A 19,955-nucleotide genomic window follows, 5' to 3' on the forward strand; every position below is an offset into this window, starting at 1 on the left:
CATCTATAAAAGGGTAAACAATCATACGCTAACGCACGGATTACTTATCATTTTCTGTGGGTCGCGGAAAATTTGCGCTTGCACACGCGGCCACAATCGAATAAAAATACAGAAATTACGAATAAACATTCATTAAGGGTTGTGCCATGGTGAAGGAACGTAGAACCGAACTGGTCCAGGGATTCCGCCATTCTGTTCCCTATATCAACGCCCATCGGGGAAAAACGTTTGTCATCATGCTTGGCGGCGAAGCCATTGAGCATGAAAATTTTTCCAGCATCGTCAATGACATTGGCCTGCTGCACAGCCTGGGGATCCGCCTGGTGGTGGTCTATGGCGCGCGCCCGCAGATCGACGCCAACCTGGCCGCTCACCACCACGAGCCGATTTACCACAAGCATACCCGCGTCACGGATGCCAAAACCCTTGAGCTGGTGAAGCAGGCGGCAGGTCTGCTGCAGCTGGATATCACCGCTCGCCTGTCCATGAGCCTGAACAACACGCCGCTGCAGGGCGCGCATATCAACGTCGTGAGCGGCAACTTCATCATTGCCCAGCCGCTCGGCGTGGACGATGGCGTGGATTACTGCCACAGCGGCCGCATTCGTCGTATTGATGAAGAAGCCATTCACCGCCAGCTGGACAGCGGTGCCATCGTGCTGATGGGCCCGGTCGCCGTTTCGGTGACCGGCGAAAGCTTCAACCTCACTTCAGAAGAGATCGCCACGCAGCTGGCGATCAAGCTGAAGGCGGAAAAAATGATTGGGTTCTGCTCCTCCCAGGGCGTCGTGAATGATGAAGGAACGATCGTGCCGGAACTCTTCCCGAATGAAGCCCAGGCCCGCGTGGAAGCGCTGGAAGCCGAAGGCGATTATCACTCCGGCACGGTCCGCTTCCTGCGTGGCGCCGTGAAGGCCTGCCGCAGCGGCGTGCGTCGTAGCCACCTGATCAGCTATCAGGAAGACGGCGCCCTGCTGCAGGAGCTGTTCTCCCGCGACGGTATTGGTACGCAGATTGTCATGGAGAGCGCGGAGCAGATCCGCCGCGCCACCATTAACGACATCGGCGGTATTCTGGAGCTGATCCGCCCGCTGGAACAGCAGGGCATTCTGGTGCGTCGTTCACGCGAGCAGCTGGAGATGGAGATCGACAAATTCACCATTATTCAGCGCGATAACCTGACCATCGCCTGCGCCGCGCTCTATCCGTTCCCGGAAGAGAAGATCGGTGAAATGGCCTGCGTGGCGGTGCATCCTGATTACCGCAGCTCTTCACGCGGTGAAATGCTGCTTGAGCGCGTGGCGGCACAGGCGCGCCAGATGGGGCTGAGCAAGCTGTTCGTCCTGACGACGCGCAGCATTCACTGGTTCCAGGAGCGCGGGTTCACGCCGGTGGATATCGATTCTCTGCCGGAAACGAAGAAAGAGATGTACAACTATCAGCGCCGTTCAAAAGTGCTGATGGCGGACCTGGGATGATACGACGCCCTCACCGTGCGGCGAGGGCGTTCGTTCAGAGGGACTCAAATATCGCGCCCAGCCCGCTTCGGCGTTCCGTGCGGGTGGCAATCGCCTGCACCAGCACGCGTTCATCGGTATACAGCGACAGGCGCTGACGCGCGCGCGTAATGGCGGTATAGATCAGCTCGCGGGTAATGACGGGGGAAAGCTGCGTGGGCAGGATCAGCGCCGCGTGGTTAAACTCGGAGCCCTGGGACTTATGCACCGTCATCGCCCAGGCGGTTTCATGCTCGGGCAAACGGCTGGGCTGGAAAGACTTCACGCTCCCATCCGGCATCTGGAACCAGACGCGCAGCCCCTGGCCGCAGTCGAGCGCAATCCCGATATCCCCGTTAAACAACCCCAGCGCGCTGTCGTTGCGGGAAATCATCACCGGTCGCCCTTCATACCAGCGCGAGTGCGGGGTGCGGTTTATTTTACGCTTTTGCACCAGCAGCTGTTCCAGCCTGTCGTTCAGGCCCCGGACACCAAAGGGACCTTCCCTCAGCGCACAGAGCAGCTGATATTCACCAAATCCGGCAATGACCTGCTCCGGCGAACGCTGCTGTTGTACGCCCGTCAGAAAGTGCTGATACCCCTGCAGGGCCTCATCCAGCATCGCCTGATACTCTTCCCCGGTCTGCAGCGATTTTTTCTCAATATCCGTAAAGGTGCCGTCAAACACCGCAGTGGTTGTGCGCCGGTCGCCCCGGTTCACGGCCGCCGCAAGCTGGCCGATACCGGAATCGCTGCCGAAGCGGTAGCTTTTCTGCAGCAGACACAGGCTGTCGCGCAGCGCCCCTGCAAGCGAATGGTTTTCAGAGGTGAGCGAGCATCCGGTGAGACGGGCTAACTCCTGAGCGCGTTCTGCGGTATATCCCAGGCTGGCATAGGTGCAGATATCGCCCAGCACAGCCCCCGCCTCCACGGAGGCAAGCTGGTCGCGATCGCCCAGGAAAATAACGCGCGCGTGCGGCGGTAGCGCATCAATCAAACGCGACATCATCGTCAGGTCAATCATCGACGCCTCATCCACCACCAGCACATCCAGGTGCAGGGGATTACCGGCATGGTAGCGCAAACGCTGGCTGCCAGGCTGAGCGCCAAGCAAACGGTGCAGCGTGCTGGCTTCGTTGGGGAAAAGCGCCAGCTGCTCCCCGGTAAGCGGCAGCTTTTGCAGCGCGCCGCCTAACGATTCCGTCAGACGCGCCGCGGCTTTACCGGTGGGGGCCGCCAGGCGAATACGGCACTTTTGCTCACCCGAGAGCTGAATCAGCGCGGCAAGCAGTTTTGCCACGGTGGTCGTTTTCCCGGTGCCCGGTCCGCCTGAAATCACCGAGATCCGACGCGTTAAGGCCACGGCTGCCGCCACTTTCTGCCAGTCTGTCGCCTCGTCAGAGGAAAACAGCGCATCCAGCGTTTGCCGGAGCTGCGTTTCATCGCAGGGAAGCGGGGCGTTGGTCTCGCTGAAGAAGCGCGCCACCGTCAGTTCGTTACGCCACAGCCGGTTAAGATACAAACGCTCGCCGACCAGAATCATTGGCGTCCCGGTATCGGCTCCGCTCACGGCAGGCGAACCGCGTAGTATCGCCTGCCAGTCCACGGCGTCACCCAGCAGCGCGAAACACGCCTGTAAAGCCGGAGGCATTTTCTCATCCACCGCCAGACGCGACAGCGGCAGGCATACGTGCCCCTCCCCCGCGTCTTTGCTCAGAATCGCGGCGGCAAGCATGACGGCAGGCTCCTCGCCTGCCACCATCATGGCAAACTGCACGTCCAGGTGGCGCAGTAATCGTTGTTCAACCGCGTCCAGCAGTAGCGCCTGCATCGTCATGCCATCTCCTCCGTGCCTGCGGCAAACAGGTTATCCATTTTTTCAATCAGTTCCGCAGCCGGACGCGTGCTAAAGACGCCGGAACGCGGGTCGTTAGCATCCACGCCGCGCAGGAACAGGTAAATCACGCCGCCAAAATGCGCGTCGTAACGGTAATCGGCAATACGATGGCGCAGGTAACGGTGCAGCGCCAGGGTATAAAGCTGGTACTGCAGATCGTAGCGATGCAGTTGCATAGCCGACGCCATCGCCTGTTGGGTATAGGCTGTGCTGTCTTCGCCCAGCCAGTTCGACTTGTAATCCAGCAGGTAGTAGCGCCCGTCGTGGCGGAAAACGAGGTCGATAAAGCCTTTTAGCATCCCCTGCACCTGGCGGAAGTTCAGCGGCGGGCACCCAGCGGACAGCGGATCGTACTCGCGGATCAGCGCATCAAGCGCCTCGGCCCTGAGCGGGCTGGCGATGGGAAGATAAAACTCCATCTCCACCTGCTTATCTTTGGCAGTCAACTGGCTAAGCGAGATCCCCTGTGCGGTGAGCGGGGCGTGCAGAACCGCGCGGATCCATTCAGTAAGAACCGGCTGCCATTGCGCGTCGTAACCACCGCTCTGTAGCATCTTCAGCACCCACTCTTCGGAAACCGGCTGGGTAAAATCCAGCTCTTCAAACAGGCTGTGTAAAAACGTGCCCGGCGAGGCGCCGCGCGGGAACTGGTGCGGCGTCAGCACCGGCTCAGCGGGTACGCTACCGGCGCCTGCGGCATCCACGTCCAGTTTTGGCATCAGATCCTGCGCAATACTCTGCCCGTGCTGCTGTAAGCCAGAGTAGCTGGTAACGCGCCAGTCGTCGGCAATCGTACGTACCACCTGACGGGCATGGAGATCTGACTCGTGCGGCTCCGGCATGTGCCAGCGGCTGTTGTCGGGCAGCGATGGAATATGCAGGGCAACATGCTCAGTACAAAGCGATTCGATGCACTGGCGCAGGCCCGCCGCGTCTTTGGGTTCACCCTGTTGAATAAGCCGCCCCAGCGCGCTCAGATGAAAATCGCTCTCTCCGCTCTTTTCGCCCCGACGCCGGAACAGCGGCGCAACGCCCAGGCTGCAGTGCCAGACCGAGCGGGTTAGCGCCACGTAGAGCAGGCGCAAATCTTCCGCCAGACGTTCGGCCTCTGCCAGCTCAACGCTGGACTCCGCGTTGCTGAGATCGAGCACCGCCTCGAACGACTCGCGATCGTGGTAAAAAGCCTGATCCTGCACGCGGTAATTGGCGATAAACGGCAGCCAGACCAGCGGATATTCCAGGCCTTTCGACTTGTGGATGGTGACGATCTGCACCAGATGTTTATCACTCTCGAGGCGCATCTGCTGGCTCGAGGAATTGCTGTTCGGATCGGCAATCTGCTGCGCCAGCCAGCGCACCAGGGCATGCTCGCTCTCCAGCTGCGTACCCGCTTCCTGCAAGAGTTCGCTGATGTGCAAAATATCGGTCAAACGTCGCTCGCCGCCTGCGGTAGCCAGCATATTCTCGGCAATGTGCCGCCGAGCCATGAGCTCGCGCACCATCGCCATCACCCCGCGCTTCTGCCATCTTTCCCGGTAGTGGACAAACTCTTCCACCACCGCATCCCACGCGGCTTCGTCATTGTTGAGCGCATCAATATCGCGCGCGTTCAGTCCGAGCATCGCGCTGGCTAATGCGCTGCGCAATGTACTTTCCCGCTCCGGGGCCAGCACGGCCTGCAGCAGCCATAACATCTCCTGCGCCTCCAGCGTTTCAAAGACGCTGTCACGGTTCGAGAGGTAGACGGAGGGGATATTCAGTAACGTCAGGGCGTCGCGGATGAATGCGGCCTCCTGACGGCTGCGCACCAGCACCGTAATATCCGATGCCTTTACCGGGGTGGGGTTATCCCCCTTCCACAGCAGCGCCTCGCCTCGCGCTCCCGCACTGAGCCAGTCACGGATTTGCGCAGCACAGTGCTGGGCCATGGCATTTTGATAGTCGGCAACGCCGCAGCCTTCCCCATCCAGCAGCCAGAAGTTCATGGCAGGCTGCGTCACGCCGTTAAACTCGAAGCGCAACGAGGCATTTTTCGGGGCAAATTTTACCGGCTGAAACGGGATCTCACGGAACATAAACGCCGTATCCATGCGGCTAAACAGCGCGTTGACGCTTTCCACCATGCCGGGGGAGGAGCGCCAGTTGGTATCGAGCGTGTAGTGCGCGGCAACCTCGCTGCGGGCCTTCATATAGGTGAAAATATCCGCACCGCGGAAGGCGTAGATGGCCTGTTTCGGATCGCCGATTAACAGCAGCGCGGTGTCGGGCTGCTGGCGCCAGATACGGCGGAAAATGCGGTACTGCTGAGGGTCGGTGTCCTGGAATTCGTCTATCATCGCCACCGGGAAGCGGGTGCGAATCGCGGCGGCAAGCGCTTCGCCATTTTCACTGCACAGCGCCGCATCCAGGCGGCTCAGCATATCGTCGAACCCCAGCTCGCCACGGCGGCGCTTTTCGCGCACCACGGCTTCACGAATTTCCGTCATGGCGCGAGCGATCATCAGATCGTTGAGCGTAAGGGGCTCCGCCAGCAGGGTTTCAATCGCCACAAACAGGGGATGCTCAGGCACAATGCCGTCGGCTTTTGTCCGCTCAGCCAGGAAACGTTGGGAGAATTTCTCCAGCGCGTCCGGGAGCTGGTAGCCCCGCGTCTCTTCCTGCGCCCAGGCGCTGACCTTGTCGATCCATTTTCCCTGATTGCCACGGTTGAACTTGCGACGATCGATGCCGGAATTTTCGATAATGGCGTCAATCTCGCCGACTGACTCCATCCACTTTTGCTTGATGTCTGCAATTTTCGCGATGATTTTTTCATGCCGCGTGGCCAGGGTTTCATCTGCCGGCGGCGGGGATTTGATGACCGGCGCTTCCCCCTGCAGATAACGATCGATCGCGCGCAGCAGCGCTTCCGGGCCTTTCCAGAGCGCGTGTACCGCTTCGGCAATATCGCGCTGTAAGGGGTAGCAGTGGCGACGCCAGAAATCCGCGCAGGCCTGATAGCGAAGCACGGACTCATCTTCAATAAGCTGCTGTTCGAACAGCATACCGGACTCGAACGCGTTCAGGCTCAGCATGCGCTGGCAAAAACCGTGAATGGTAAAGACGGACGCTTCGTCCATCTGCCGTTCAGCGAGCAGCAGCCACTGGGCAGCCTGCTGCTTATCGGCAATCTCTTCCAGAAGGCTGGCGTAGAGGGGGTTATCCGTGCTCTGACGCAGACAGGCAATGCGCAGCTCGTGGATATTGGTACGAATACGGCCCCGCAGCTCCGCGGTAGCGGCCTCGGTGAAGGTGACCACCAGCAGCTCTTCCACGCTCAAAGGGCGCGGAAAAGCGGCGTTGCCGCCAAGCCCTAACAGCAGGCGCAGATAGAGGGCGGCGATGGTGAAGGTTTTTCCCGTTCCCGCTGAGGCTTCAATCAATCGTTCACCCTGCAGAGGTAAACGTAAGGGATCAAGGGACTCAGCGGTATCGGTCATTCTTTCTTACTCCAGGGCATAGATTGCTGCAGCGCGCTGACGCTCTTCCAGACTTTCCAGCCTTTCGGGTTTACGTACTCCGTTTTCCCGTTCTGGCTACCGGAAACCTGAGACAGGATGGTGATTCCCTGCGGCTTAATGACCGCCTGATGGAAGAAGTCGGCAACCTTCTGCGGCGTCAGCTGTTTTATCTCGGCCACTACTTTATCACGCGAATCAAATTTCAGATTACCGCGATCGAAATCTTTGCTCAGCTGCGACGCTTCTTCACCCAGCGTCTGCGGCGGCTGCATCACCTGCGCGATGACGGCCTGCTGGATCTGGGCAAACTCTTCCGGCTTCATGGCACGCAGTTTTGCTTCCACCTGCGGGAAGAAGGCCTGGTAACGCTGCCAGAGATACGCCGGTTGTTTATCGCTGCTTTGCAGCAGGAAGCCCAGCCCCCACTGACGACCGACGTTCATGGAGAAGGCAAACACCGCGTAGCCAAGCTGCTCCTCTGTGCGTAACTGGTTATAGAACCACGGCTGAATAATCTGTCCCAGCACGGCGCTCTGCGCTGAACTGGCGAATTCATCGTAGCCCGTTGGCACAAAGACCGCGGCCAGCGCGGAATCCGTGCTGTTACCCGCTTTTTCAAAGATCACATTCTGCTTTTTCTCAACCAGCACGTCCTGGTTGCGGCACCACTCGTCGCCTTTAGAGCCGAGCTGAGTGCGAACATTCTGCGCCAGGGTTTTGGCCTGCTCCTCACTCATGTTGCCAACGATCAGGAACTCCGGACGCGTGTTGGTTTTAAGCGCGTCGCGGTACGCGAGCACGTCTTTTAAGGAGATGGAAGGCAGCAGCGCGCGGCGATCCTCACGCTGGAAATAAGGAACCTGAGACAGCATTTGCGCTGGCATAAGCGCCAGATCGTAAGCCTTGCCCTTCTCGGCAGAATCCATCATCTGGGCATACCAGGATTTAGCCTGCTCAAGCTGCTCTTCCGTCGGCGTGTAGCTGAAGTAGCCCTCCAGCAGGGCCTGGAACAGCTGAGGCAAGCGCTGGGTATAGCCGTTTGCATTAAGCATCAAACCGTTATTGGCGTTGGTGGAGAAGCTGATCCCGCCCACGGCGGCCTGGTTGCTGAGCTGATCGAGCGCGATACCGGCGAGATAGTCATTGAGCGCGAACATCACCTGATTTTTGGCGCTGTTCATGGCTTTCGGGTTACGCAGCACCACGCTGACATCGGCCTTTGGCTCGCTGGCGAAATAGCGGCTTGGGGTGTACACGACGCGCAGCGTGGGCTCATCAATGATGAGTTCCGGATGCGGGTAATCTTTCGTCGTTTTGATCAGCGAGAAGTCATCCGGAATATAGGGGTTCAGCTCCGGCAGCTTCAACGCAATCTCCCCGGCCTTCTTCTGCCAGTCGGCGAAGGTCTGGGCGCTGATTTTATCCACCTGATAAGGGGCATCGACAAAGTACGCCGTCTTGTTATGCGGTTCGTTCGGGCTGATGTACCAGATGCGGGCATTCTCCGGCGTCATCATCGCCAGGCGGGCTTTTACCGCCCCGGCATCATACCGGTCGGCAATATTTACCGCGTCGAGGGTATGTTCCACCGGCACGCGGATCATGGTGTCAGCAAGCCACTCCACATAATCCATGTCGCGGGTGATGGACGGGTAGCGGAAATCGAGATCCAGCACGTGCGCGAGTTCATCAAAATAGCGCTTATCGACGCCTTTCTCACGCAGTAAGGAGAGGTAGCTAAAGATAGCCGCTACGACTTCATCACGGTTGGCCTGTCCTTTGTCAGTCAGGGTCGCGGAGATCGCCAGCACGCCGCTATTGCCGTTCACAACCGGATCGGAGTCGGCGCGAATGCCTTCCGCCAGCCCCTGCTTTTGCAGCCAGTCAGACAGCGTACCCGGGCTACGGTTACCAATCAGATAGGTGACCAGCTCATCGGTTTTACTGCGGAACTGTGCCGTGTTGTTATCAATGCGGAATTCCACGCGCAGCACTTTGCGCGGCATGGCAGGAACGTAGTGGATCACGATGCCTTTTTGCGCGTCAGTGACCACCGGAACGGTTATTTGCGGCAGGTCGATATTTTTATTCGGCACCCGGCCAAAGGTTTTGGCCGCCATGGCTGCCAGCTCCGGCAACGGTTTATTGCTGTAGATGACCGCTTTCATCAGGTTGGCGGAGTAGTATTTATCGCGAAACGCGTGCAGGGCATCCAGCACCGGGCTGTTCGGTTTGTCGCTCAAGGTTTCCAGGTTACCACCGGAGAAGCGCGAACCCGGGTGCGCAGGGTTGATGGTTTCGGCGCTGACCTGCGCCATGCGCATACCGTCTCGCGTGCGGGCCATGGTCAGCTCGGCATTCACCGCATTACGTTCACGATCGGCGTATTTTTTATCCAGCAACGGCGCGGCGATGGAATCGGCAAGGCGATCGACAGCCCCTTCCAGCGCATCATTTTCGACTTCGAGATAAAAGGCCGTGCGGTACGGTGCCGTACTGGCATTGTGGCTGCCGCCATGCATCTTCAGAAATTCGGACAGGCTATCTGGCTGCGGGTATTTTTTTGACCCCATCAGCGTCATATGTTCCAGATAGTGTGCAAGCCCAGGATGAGCGTCAGGATCTTCCAGCGACCCAACCGGCACCACTAATGCCGACAGGGATTTCACCGCCTGCGGGTCGGAAACCAGCAGCACGGTCATCCCGTTATCAAGGCGAATAGCCTGATATTGACGGGTATCTTTTTCGCTCTTACGGATAGTTTCCTGAACGGGTTGCCAACCGGAGTCTGCGTGAGTGACGGGCGCCCAAAGGGCAATAAACAAAACAAACGCTTTAAACAAGGTGCTGCCTGGCATTACGACCTCTTTATCACGGCTACATCATTAACAAACTGCGTGCTGGACACGCCAACATCTCTTTCTTTGGGTACATCAGTCCGTGATAAGAAGTGCATCATAAATGAACACCTTTATCTGCGCAATTTTTATACAGCGCTCAGGACTGATTAAATCTAAACAACGGCAACAGGTAGCGCTGCGCCTCTTCCGTGATCGCCTCAAAGTATTCTGGCTCGAGCGCTCGCCACAAACGCTGATACCAGACATCCTCACCTTCACCCCGCACCATCATGTTTCCTTCATAGGCCTGCATAAACTTACTGCGCGCTTTCTGGAGCGAAGCCTCATCCGTTAACATCGCATCATTCTGCGCGTCATAACAGGCTTTTATCCAGGCGCCGCCACTTTCCGGTAGTAACAGGAGCGGTTTGTTCATTCCCTGACGGTAGCCTTCAATATACAAAGACAGATAACCTAACGCCTGCTCGGCTTCCATCGGCGGGAAGCGCCATTCGCCCTCTTTGCGCACGAAAATTCGGCTTTCGCCTTTATGCCCACCCGCACTGTAGACAAGATGTTCCAGCCAGAGTTGCAATCCTTGCGAAACGCTTAGCATTGAGGGCCGCCAGCGCAGCAGCCCATCCGGCTGTACCTGGGTTAACCAGCCCGTGAGCTGTACCCCGTTGCAGTTGAGATCAATTTCAATACTTTTCCCCGGCTGTCGGCACGCTCTTACGCGCTCTGCCAGAGCGGTCATCTCCTGGCACTGCGCCTCCCAGACGATCTCCCCGAACGCTCCGTAGGGCAGCTGACCCGCAGCACGGTAGCGACGGTAAAGTTTGTCCGCATCTTCCTCTTCAACCAGCGCATTCAGCAACTGCAGGTTTAACTGGTAGCGCTCCAGACCTTCCAGCGTAAACGGTTCTGCATCAGGAATTTCACTCTCTTCAGAGCGGAAGTTGACCTGCAGTCGCTGCTGGAAGAAGGCGCGCACCGGATGTGCCCAAAACCGCTGAAGCTGCTCGAAGGTCAGGGTGTCGATGGGGCGCGGGTCAAGTTCCTGAATGAAATCAGTATGCGCATTCCCCTCTTTTTTCGCCGCCGGTAACCACTCATGGGCATAGCTCTGGCGCTCGCCGGCAATATAGTTCACCGGGTCAAACGGCATGCGGCTGTGGAAACAGGTGATATGGGCTTTCACCCTCTGCTCGCTTTCATCACAGTTGCGCTCTTCATCTCCCGGCAGGTAGTGGCTCTGGCCGATATAGTCCACCAGTTCCTGCACCAGTACGGAGGGGAAACGCTCGCTGTTGTCCTGAATAGAACGGCCGATATAGCTGATATAGAGCTTGCTCTGAGCAGAAATGAGCGCTTCAAGGAAGAGGTAGCGGTCATCATCGCGGCGGCTACGATCGCCCCGTTTTGGGTTTGCGCTCATCAAGTCGAACCCCAGCGGCGGCAGCGCGCGCGGATACACACCGTCGTTCATGCCAAGCAGGCAGACCACCCTGAACGGGATAGAACGCATGGGCATCAGGGTGCAGATATTGACAGGACCCGCCAGGAAACGCTGGCTGATTCGCTCCTGGTCAAGCCGCTGCGTCAGCTCATCACGCAACAGCGACAGCGGGATGGCCTCGTGGTAGTGGGAATTCACGCCTTCGTCGATGATAGCCTGCCACTGGGTTTCAATGAGCGCCATCGCCGCTTCGGTGTCATTGTCCGGCAGGATGAAATCATTGAGTAACGCCCTGCAGACCGGGAGCCATTCTTCAAGTGGACGCGGCTGCAACAACGCATATCGCCAGCGATTAAGCTGCATTAATAGCGATGCTAAATGCCCCACCAGTTCAGCAATTAACCCGCTGGACTCATCGTAAGGCAGCACCTCATTCCACTCGCCCTGGCTGCTTTCCATGGCGTAGCCCAACAGCATACGCGTCAGGCCAAATCGCCAGGTGTGCTGTCCGGTTGCGGGAAGCTCGAACTCCTGAACGTTATCGTCATCGATCCCCCAGCGCACGCCAGACTCATTCACCCACTGACGAAGGTAGCGCAGACCCTCTTCATTAATGTTGAAGCGTGCGGCCAGCACGGGAACATCCAGCAACGCCAGGACATCTTCGGAGATAAACCGGCTATCCGGCAGTGACAGCAGAGTGATAAACGCCTGCAATACCGGATGCGACTGGCGGGCACGACGGTCAGATATCGCATAAGGCAGGTACCGTTCCCCCGTCGCGCTGCCAAAGACGGCCTGAATAAAGGGACTGTAGGTGTCGATATCCGCCACCATCACCACGATATCGCGTGGCGTCAGATCGGGATCCTCCTGCAGCATCGCCAGCAGGTGGTCGTGAAGCACTTCGACCTCACGCTGCGGGCTGTGGCAAACGTGGATCGTGACGCTGCGATCGTCAGGATCCAGTTTTCGCTTATTGTCGCTGCGTTCGAACTCGTTCGCCGTCACGCCCATGACGGCGCGGTTTTCCAGATCCAGAATATCTAACTGAATATTATGCAGCAGGCAGTCCGGGGCGATCTCAACAAAGGCATCCACATCACCTTCACCTGAGGAAGTGATGTCTGAAAGCATGTGAATGTAGTCACGCCCCAGCTTCCCCCACGAGGCAAGCAGCGGATTGGGCAGGTTCTGGATACCATCTTCATCGAAAAGCTGCCCGGCCGTCGAGCCGTCTTTAAACAGCGGGATGGATCGTTCTTCAAAAAGGCGTTTTCGTTGGCGAGTTACCAGCCGTGCAAGCCAGCGTTCGTCGAGAATATCCCCCCAATACTGTCGGCAAGGGTTGGTAAACAAAATATGAATATCAATATGTTTACCCAGCGCATTCAGCGCCTTCAGATAGACAGGGGGTAATGCGGATATCCCGCAGATAAAAACGCGTGACGGCAGTCGGGCCGGGCGTTCCGACGCATTTTCAAGTATCGAGATAAACCGATCGTAGAGATTGGCACGGTGCCACTTAGGCTGGCCCAGTCTCTCGGTATGCTCCACCAGCGCTTTCCACAGCGGGGCCTGCCATATTTGCGCCTCCGGCAGGCCTTCAACCAACTCGCCCGCTTCCCAACGAATTAACCAGTCGGAGCGGTAAACAAGGTATTGGTCGTAGAGATCGGCAGTGCGCGACGCCAGCTGGAACAGCTTGCGCTTGTCGGTATCGTCATTGAGGTAGTGGCGCAGCATGGCAAATTCATCGTGCTGCAGCATTTCCGGCAGCAGCGCCATCAGCTTCCAGCTCATGGCCTGCTTGTTGAAGGCGCTCTGCTCCGGGATATCCGGCAACACGCGGACAAACATCTCCCAGATGAAGCTCGCAGGCAGCGGGAAATCAATATTCGCGGCAATACCAAACTTGCGGGAAAGCGACATTTGCAGCCACTGCGCCATACCGGTGCTCTGCACCAGCACCATTTCAGGCTCAAAAGGATCGTCAAGCCGCTCGCGCTCAACGATAAACTCCATCAGTGCTTCCAGCACATCCAGACGATTTGAGTGGTAGACCCTTAACATAGACGCTCCCGACTACTGGCTAACCGGGCAATGCAGACGCGTTAACTCACCGCGCCGACCCAGAGGAGAAATAAGTGTAACCGTGATGCTGACACATCCTGCGAGCGTTGTCTGCCCCCGACTGGCCTGCCAGCCTGCCGGGAGAACATTTGTTGAGAGCTGAGACTGGTTCCAGGCATGGTGCCAGAGCTGGCGATACTGATTAAACACGGTGAACCGCGCCGCCAGCGCCCGGTGATACCCCGACAGTGCCGTCACGACCACCACCAGCAGCATCATCGCCAGCAGGACCTCAACCATGCTAAACCCTTTTTCTCTGCTCACGGCAGCTGACATAACGCACTCTCCTTAAGGGGGCAAAAATCGCTCCAGCCGTGAGGCGAAAAGCGCACTATCCCGTCGACGATCTCTCCCCTGCGCCAGAGCAGCAGGTCGTTGCCGCCGGCTATCAGCAGTACCCGCGCCTCGCTCAGTTGACGCAAACACACCCGCCATGCCGATGTCGTTTTGCACTGGACTGGTGGCGCTGACGCCCAGCGCTGAACGCGCCCCCACTCAAGCGCGGACTGCACCGTCGCCTGCTGCTGAAGCGAGCGGCTCTCACCGCCGACGAGCGCACTGAACGTTGTGAGCTGCTGATTGAGGCCCGTCAGGATCAAAGTACCAAGCACCAGTAAAAGCAGAACCAGCGCCAGCGAAGATATGCCGCGTTGACGATTCACAGGTTGTACCCCGTGACCGTATACAACGCCTGCCAGGGTTCCCCTTTTTCATCTTTACGCCTCGCGGCCAGTTCGATATTCAGCTCTGGCGCAAAACCGGCATGTTCGACTCTCCTCACCACAAAGTGTGCTATCGCAAGCCTGTCCGGGTCCGTGAGCTTTTCCCACCCTTTTCCTTCACACGACGTCGCGCCACGCAGGGTTTCCAGCGCCCCCGATTCCAGACGAAAACCGGTGCTGTCATTTTCTGACGCGCTGCTATCCCAGTAGCCGTTACTGTTGGCATCCCACCGCGCAATGATGCAGCGCCCCTGCCTGCCGATCGTCAGCGCCTGTCCCTGGCAATTTCCCGCGCAGTACCCTGCACGCTGAAGCTGTTTGCCGAGGGCGAACAGGCGTTGCCAGACCTCTTCTTCCAGCTCTCGCTGGGCAGATTGCAGTAATACCGCCCGCTGCAATCCGGGTAAAAAGCGCGATGCGCTTATCAATAACAGGCTGCTGATGGCCGTAGCAATCAGCACTTCGGTAAGCGAAAAGCCGCCCTGTCTCATCGACATTGTCCTCCCTCGGAGACCTTACACATCCTGATGCGCCCTCCGTCTGAAACGATAATCAGCCAGTCTCCGGCACGACTTTGAACGCGTATCCGCCCTGCCCATGCCGTATCCCGTAATCCATAGAACCCCAGCGACGGCGTGACCTCGCCGATCGCGACTTCAGGCCAGAGGGGGAGCAGCACAAAGGGGCTGTCCTTCTCACAGCCCTGCACGGCAGAGCTCACCAGACAGTCCCTGTCGCCAACCCGCTGACGGGTGATTTGATGGTCGCGGTTGTGGCGGTTGGCATGGTTGCGCAGAAACAGCAGGTAATCTCGCACCTGACTGGCGGTTTGCCACAGCCGCTGATGCCGTTGCCAGCTGTCCCAGCCGTACAGACCTGAAGCGCTGAGGATGACGACAAGCGAAACAGCGACCAGCGTTTCGATAAGCGTAAAACCGTTCTCTTTTTTCATACCGGGAGTGTGGCGAAGCGCCGTGAACATGACGAGCATCGGATTATCGTTTTACGAGGCGTCATCCGCAGAATTGGGAGGGTTGCAGCGCGTTGCACGCTTTCTGGATAGCGCTTCGGGAAACGGGAGAAAGGCGAAAAAAAACCGGCGCTAAACAGCACCGGTTGTGTCAGGCTTTACGGCATCAGATAGCGACAGGCGCTTTGATGCCCGGATGGGGGTCGTAGCCCTCAATCTCGAAATCTTCAAAGCGGTAGTCGAAGATGGATGCCGGTTTGCGTTTGATAATCAGCTTCGGCAGCGCACGCGGTTCGCGGGTAAGCTGGAGATGCGTCTGTTCCATATGGTTGCTGTAGAGATGGGTATCCCCACCGGTCCAGACGAAATCACCCACTTCCAGGTCGCACTGCTGCGCCATCATGTGAACTAACAGCGCATAGCTGGCAATGTTAAACGGCAGGCCGAGGAACACGTCACAGGAGCGCTGGTAGAGCTGGCAGGAGAGCTTGCCGTCAGCGACATAGAACTGGAAGAACGCGTGGCACGGCGCCAGCGCCATTTTATCCAGCTCGCCAACGTTCCAGGCGGAAACGATGATGCGGCGCGAGTCTGGATCGTTTTTCAGCTGGTTCATCACGGTGGTGATCTGGTCAATATGGCGGCCATCAGGCGTGGGCCATGCGCGCCACTGCTTGCCGTAAACGGGGCCCAGGTTGCCGTTCTCGTCTGCCCATTCGTCCCAGATGGAGACGTTATTTTCGTGCAGATACGCAACGTTAGTATCGCCTTGCAGGAACCAGAGCAGTTCATGAATGATCGAGCGCAGGTGGCAGCGCTTTGTCGTCACCAGCGGGAAGCCTTCTTGCAGGTTGAAGCGCATCTGGTGGCCAAAAATGGAGAGCGTACCGGTACCGGTGCGGTCATTTTTCGGCGTGCCCTCATCGAGCACTTTTTTCATCAATTCAAGATACTGTTTCATGGTTCCTCAGGAAAGTTGTTGCTGTGGACGACGACGATACGCCCAAATCATCATAATGGCACCCGCGACGATCATCGGAATGGAGAGGATCTGCCCCATGCTGATGTACTGTACCCACTCGCCGGTAAACTGGGCGTCAGGCTGGCGGAAGAATTCGACGATGATGCGGAACGCGCCATAGCCAATCAGGAACAGCCCGGAAACAGCCCCCATCGGACGAGGCTTGCGGATAAACAGGTTGAGGATGATAAACAGCACCACGCCTTCCAGCGCCAGCTCGTACAGCTGGGACATATGGCGCGGCAGCACGCCGTAGGTATCGAAAATGGACTGCCACTCAGGATGCGACGGCAACAGCGCCATGTCTTCCGCGCGCGAGCCCGGGAACAGCATGGTAAAGGAAACGCTCGGGTCGACACGCCCCCACAGCTCACCGTTGATGAAGTTGCCCAGACGGCCTGCCCCGAGACCAAACGGGATCAGCGGCGCGATGAAATCTGACACTTGGAAGAAGTTGCGTTTGGTGCGTTTGGCAAAAATCACCATCACCAGGATCACCCCAATCAGGCCGCCGTGGAAGGACATGCCGCCGTCCCAGACGCGGAACAGATAGAGAGGGTCATTCAGGAATACCGGGAAGTTATAGAACAGCACATACCCAATACGGCCACCCAGGAACACGCCGAGGAAGCCCGCATACAGCAGGTTTTCAACTTCGTTTTTAGTCCAGCCGCTGCCAGGACGGCTGGCGCGACGGCCAGCGAGCCACATGGCAAAAATGAAGCCCACCAGGTACATCAGACCGTACCAGTGAAGCGAAACAGGTCCTACTGAGAAAATGACCGGATCAAATTCCGGAAAATGCAGATAACCACTGTTCATCTGTCACCACAAGATGTTGTTATTCCGCTGAAAGTGGACAGCGGTAGAAATGCGATTCTGCCGTAAGCAGAGGCTCCAAAGTTGCGAATCATAGCACAAGGCGGGCGCGGAGGATGCGCCCGAGATGTAAAAGATGTGTATAGGGTTTTATGCGCGCTGGTGCCCTCTCCCACAGGGAGGGGGAGAAAGGCTTTAGCGGCCGCCGCGGATCAGACCGCCCATACCGCGTCGTTCCATAAACGCCGCGACCTGGTGGCGAACCTCAGCAGCCAGCTGCGCCTCAAGGCTACGTTCAGCCAGCTCGCGGGCATCATTGATTTCAATATGCCGCAACAGATACTTCACGCGGGCAACAGCGCGACCGTTCATCGACAGATGGCGATATCCCAGACCAATCAGGATCGCAACGCACATGGAGTCCCCGGCCATTTCACCGCACAGGCGTAAATCAATGCCGTACTGCTCCGCTTCACGGGCAATCATCGCTAAGGCGCGAATGATCGCCGGATGCAGGCTGTCATAGATACTGGCGACGCGGGTGTTGTTACGGTCGACGGCCAGAATATATTGCGTCAGGTCGTTCGTGCCGACAGAGATAAAATCAACCCGGTTCGCCAGCTGCGGCAGCATAAAGACCATAGACGGCACTTCAAGCATGACGCCGATCCGCGGTTTCGGAATCGCATAACCGATCATCTCTTCCACTTCACGGCCTGCACGTTCGATCAACCGACGCGCTTCGTCGATCTCATCGATGCTGGTGACCATCGGCAGTAAAATGCTGAGATTGCCCGTCGCCGCGTTGGCGCGGAGCATGGCACGCACCTGGATCAGGAAGATCTCAGGCTGGTCGAGCGTAATGCGGATCCCACGCCAGCCCAGGCACGGGTTTTCTTCGCTGATCGGCATATAGGGCAGTTGTTTATCCGCCCCGACGTCCAGGGTTCGCAGGGTGACCGGTTTGTCGTTAAACATTTGCAGCATGCCCTGATACTGCGCCACCTGCTCCTCTTCAGAGGGAAAGCCGCTCTGCAGCATGAACGGGATTTCGGTGCGGTACAGGCCAATGCCGTCGATGCGGCTGCCCAGCTTCTCTTCATGCTCAGGGCTTAAACCGGCGTTGAGCATGACTTTGATCCGCTCACCGCTCTTAAGCTGGGCGGGCAGGTTAACGTCATCTTCTGCCAGCTTGCTTAATTCATTCTCTTCGCTGATAAGACGCTGGTATTCCTGGAGCAGAACCGGCTCAGGATCGACCAGCAGCTCACCGCGATAGCCGTCGACCACCAGCGTACGGCGATGAAGTACCGACGGCTGAATGTCCGCCCCCATAACGGTAGGGATACCCAGCGCGCGCACCATAATGGCGGCGTGCGAGTTGGCGGCACCATCGCGCACCACCACACCGGCCAGCCTGTCCTGCGGCAGTTCAGCCAGCGTCGTTGCTGAGAGTTCATCGGCGACCAGAACAAACCGTTTTGGCCAGGCGTTCGGCCCCTGAATGGTGTCATCAAGATGGAACAGCAGGCGCTGCCCCAGGGCGCGCAGATCGCCTGCGCGCTCTTTCAGGTAACCGTCGGTCAGTGCCGCAAATTGATCGGCAAATTTTTCGATGACCTTCTTAACCGCCCACTCCGCGACCGAGCCTTTATCCACTTCCGCAAAAAGCTCACGGCGCAGGCGCGCATCGGAAAGCAGGTGCGAATAGAGGTCAAAGATGGCCGCCGTCTCTTTTTGCGCGCCTGCGGCAAAGCGCTTGCTGTAGCGACGAAATTCATTCGCGGCCTCTTCCAGCGCGGCGGTAAGACGCTCGCGCTCCAGCGCTTCATCAAGCGTTGAGGCTTCATAAACCTGCTCCATGAGCGGCAGCGTGGCATCCATCCAGCCTTCAGCAATCGCCACGCCTGGCGAGGCCGGAAGGGCACGAATGCGCGTATGGCGATACTGGCCAAAGAGCGCGGCAAGCTGAGACTGGGAGAGGATCGCCGCCATCTGCGTGGCCAGCGTGACGAGGAATGACTCCTCGCTTTCGTCGTACTGACGTAGCTCACGCTGCTGGACAACCAGCACGCCGAGAAGCTGGCGACGCTGGATAATCGGCACGCCAAGGAAAGCGCGGAAGCGCTCTTCTTTTACGGAAGGAATGTATTTAAAGCTGGGGTGTTTTTGCGCGTCAGCAAGGTTAATGGGTTCAGCCAGTCGCCCAACCAGACCCACGATACCCTCATCAAATGCGAGCGTTACGGTGCGTCCACGCGGTTTTTTCAAACCACGGGTCGCCATCAGGTAATAGCAGCGCCGATCGTGGTCGGCCAGATACACCGAACAGACCTCGGTCTCCATCGCAAGACAGATGTCGGTGACCAGAATATTCAGCGCCTCGTTCAGACGCGGCGCGCTGGCCACCTTCTCGACTATTTCTCGCAAGCGGGTGAGCATGATTTGCGTAGCTTAACCTCTTTTACGTCGCCAGGCAGGTGCGCTCTGCGGCTTAGGCGGGATCTCCTGAAGCTGCATCACCACACTTGCAAACTCTTTCATCACCCTACGGTAAACATCGCGCTTAAATGACACGACCTGACGAACAGGATACCAATAGCTCACCCAGCGCCAGCCATCGAACTCCGGCGTACTGCTGGTTTGCATATTGATGTCTGAATCGTTGCCCACCAACTGCAACAGAAACCACTTCTGTTTCTGGCCGATACAAACCGGCTTTGTGTCCCAACGCACCAAACGTTTCGGTAACTTGTAACGCAACCAGTTGCGGGTCGAAGCCAGGATGCGAACATCTTTTCGGCTCAAACCGACCTCTTCAAAAAGCTCCCGGTACATCGCTTGTTCTGGGGACTCTCCAGGATTGATCCCGCCTTGCGGGAACTGCCAGGAGTGCTGACCATATCGACGGGCCCACATCACCTGGCCCTGACGATTACAAATTACTATTCCTACGTTTGGGCGGTAGCCATCGTCATCAATCACCGGACTACCCCAAACTAAACCTTATATATGAATGATTGTTTCACACTACAGGGAGGCGGTAAACCACTCTCTTACAGGCCTGCAACCTAATAACAATTGAATAACTCACAAAT

Annotated in this window: 13 protein-coding genes; 1 reads left to right on the plus strand and 12 read right to left on the minus strand. The window is 57.7% G+C overall.

Going from position 1 to position 19,955, the window contains the following annotated elements:
• Nucleotides 1-146 precede the first annotated feature (146 nt).
• The gene (argA, locus tag AA74_RS0111370) at nucleotides 147-1,478 is read left to right on the plus strand and encodes an amino-acid N-acetyltransferase (protein ID WP_008499655.1); all 1,332 of its coding nucleotides are present in this window, start codon (nucleotides 147-149) and stop codon (nucleotides 1,476-1,478) included.
• A gap of 34 nt (nucleotides 1,479-1,512) precedes the next feature.
• Here the strand turns inward: argA and recD are convergent, their stop codons facing one another.
• The 12 genes from recD to rppH all read right to left on the minus strand — a co-directional run bounded on the left by recD (nucleotide 1,513) and on the right by rppH (nucleotide 19,842).
• Nucleotides 1,513-3,333 (minus strand): exodeoxyribonuclease V subunit alpha, encoded by a 1,821-nt coding sequence (recD, locus tag AA74_RS0111375; RefSeq protein WP_025912409.1) that lies wholly within the window; start codon nucleotides 3,331-3,333, stop codon nucleotides 1,513-1,515.
• Entirely contained in the window at nucleotides 3,330-6,872 is a 3,543-nt protein-coding gene (gene recB, locus AA74_RS0111380) for an exodeoxyribonuclease V subunit beta (RefSeq protein WP_025912410.1), read from the minus strand. Before recB ends, recD begins: the two co-directional genes overlap by 4 nt.
• On the minus strand, nucleotides 6,869-9,751 hold the full coding sequence (ptrA, locus tag AA74_RS0111385) for a pitrilysin (protein ID WP_025912411.1): 2,883 nt from the start codon (nucleotides 9,749-9,751) through the stop codon (nucleotides 6,869-6,871). The genes recB and ptrA overlap by 4 nt, the downstream gene beginning before the upstream one ends.
• A gap of 139 nt (nucleotides 9,752-9,890) precedes the next feature.
• Nucleotides 9,891-13,265 (minus strand): exodeoxyribonuclease V subunit gamma, encoded by a 3,375-nt coding sequence (recC, locus tag AA74_RS0111390; protein ID WP_025912412.1) that lies wholly within the window; start codon nucleotides 13,263-13,265, stop codon nucleotides 9,891-9,893.
• Between the two features lie 12 nt (nucleotides 13,266-13,277).
• On the minus strand, nucleotides 13,278-13,601 hold the full coding sequence (locus AA74_RS0111395; protein ID WP_008499660.1) for a prepilin-type N-terminal cleavage/methylation domain-containing protein: 324 nt from the start codon (nucleotides 13,599-13,601) through the stop codon (nucleotides 13,278-13,280).
• Nucleotides 13,586-13,987 carry a DUF2509 family protein gene (locus AA74_RS0111400; RefSeq protein WP_021242011.1) on the minus strand — a complete coding sequence of 134 codons (402 nt, stop codon included), beginning with the start codon at nucleotides 13,985-13,987 and terminating at the stop codon, nucleotides 13,586-13,588. The genes AA74_RS0111395 and AA74_RS0111400 overlap by 16 nt, the downstream gene beginning before the upstream one ends.
• Complete coding sequence (locus AA74_RS0111405) at nucleotides 13,984-14,544, minus strand: prepilin peptidase-dependent protein (RefSeq protein ID WP_021242012.1); 561 nt, start codon at nucleotides 14,542-14,544, stop codon at nucleotides 13,984-13,986. Before AA74_RS0111405 ends, AA74_RS0111400 begins: the two co-directional genes overlap by 4 nt.
• A complete protein-coding gene (locus tag AA74_RS0111410) occupies nucleotides 14,535-14,999 on the minus strand; it encodes a prepilin peptidase-dependent protein (RefSeq protein ID WP_025912413.1) in 465 nt (154 codons plus the stop codon). Before AA74_RS0111410 ends, AA74_RS0111405 begins: the two co-directional genes overlap by 10 nt.
• A gap of 184 nt (nucleotides 15,000-15,183) precedes the next feature.
• On the minus strand, nucleotides 15,184-15,978 hold the full coding sequence (gene thyA, locus AA74_RS0111415) for a thymidylate synthase (protein WP_008499663.1): 795 nt from the start codon (nucleotides 15,976-15,978) through the stop codon (nucleotides 15,184-15,186).
• 6 nt (nucleotides 15,979-15,984) lie between these two features.
• On the minus strand, nucleotides 15,985-16,860 hold the full coding sequence (lgt, locus tag AA74_RS0111420) for a prolipoprotein diacylglyceryl transferase (RefSeq protein WP_008499664.1): 876 nt from the start codon (nucleotides 16,858-16,860) through the stop codon (nucleotides 15,985-15,987).
• A 192-nt stretch (nucleotides 16,861-17,052) separates the two neighbouring features.
• Complete coding sequence (gene ptsP / locus AA74_RS0111425; protein WP_025912414.1) at nucleotides 17,053-19,299, minus strand: phosphoenolpyruvate--protein phosphotransferase; 2,247 nt, start codon at nucleotides 19,297-19,299, stop codon at nucleotides 17,053-17,055.
• Nucleotides 19,300-19,311: 12 nt separating this feature from the next.
• Nucleotides 19,312-19,842, minus strand: a complete 531-nt coding sequence (gene rppH, locus AA74_RS0111430) for an RNA pyrophosphohydrolase (RefSeq protein ID WP_013098553.1) — start codon at nucleotides 19,840-19,842, stop codon at nucleotides 19,312-19,314.
• Nucleotides 19,843-19,955: the final 113 nt, after the last annotated feature.

Origin of the sequence: Enterobacter sp. 5-4 (assembly GCF_000612205.1) — a bacterium.
GTDB classification, from domain to species: Bacteria; Pseudomonadota; Gammaproteobacteria; order Enterobacterales; family Enterobacteriaceae; genus Enterobacter; species Enterobacter roggenkampii.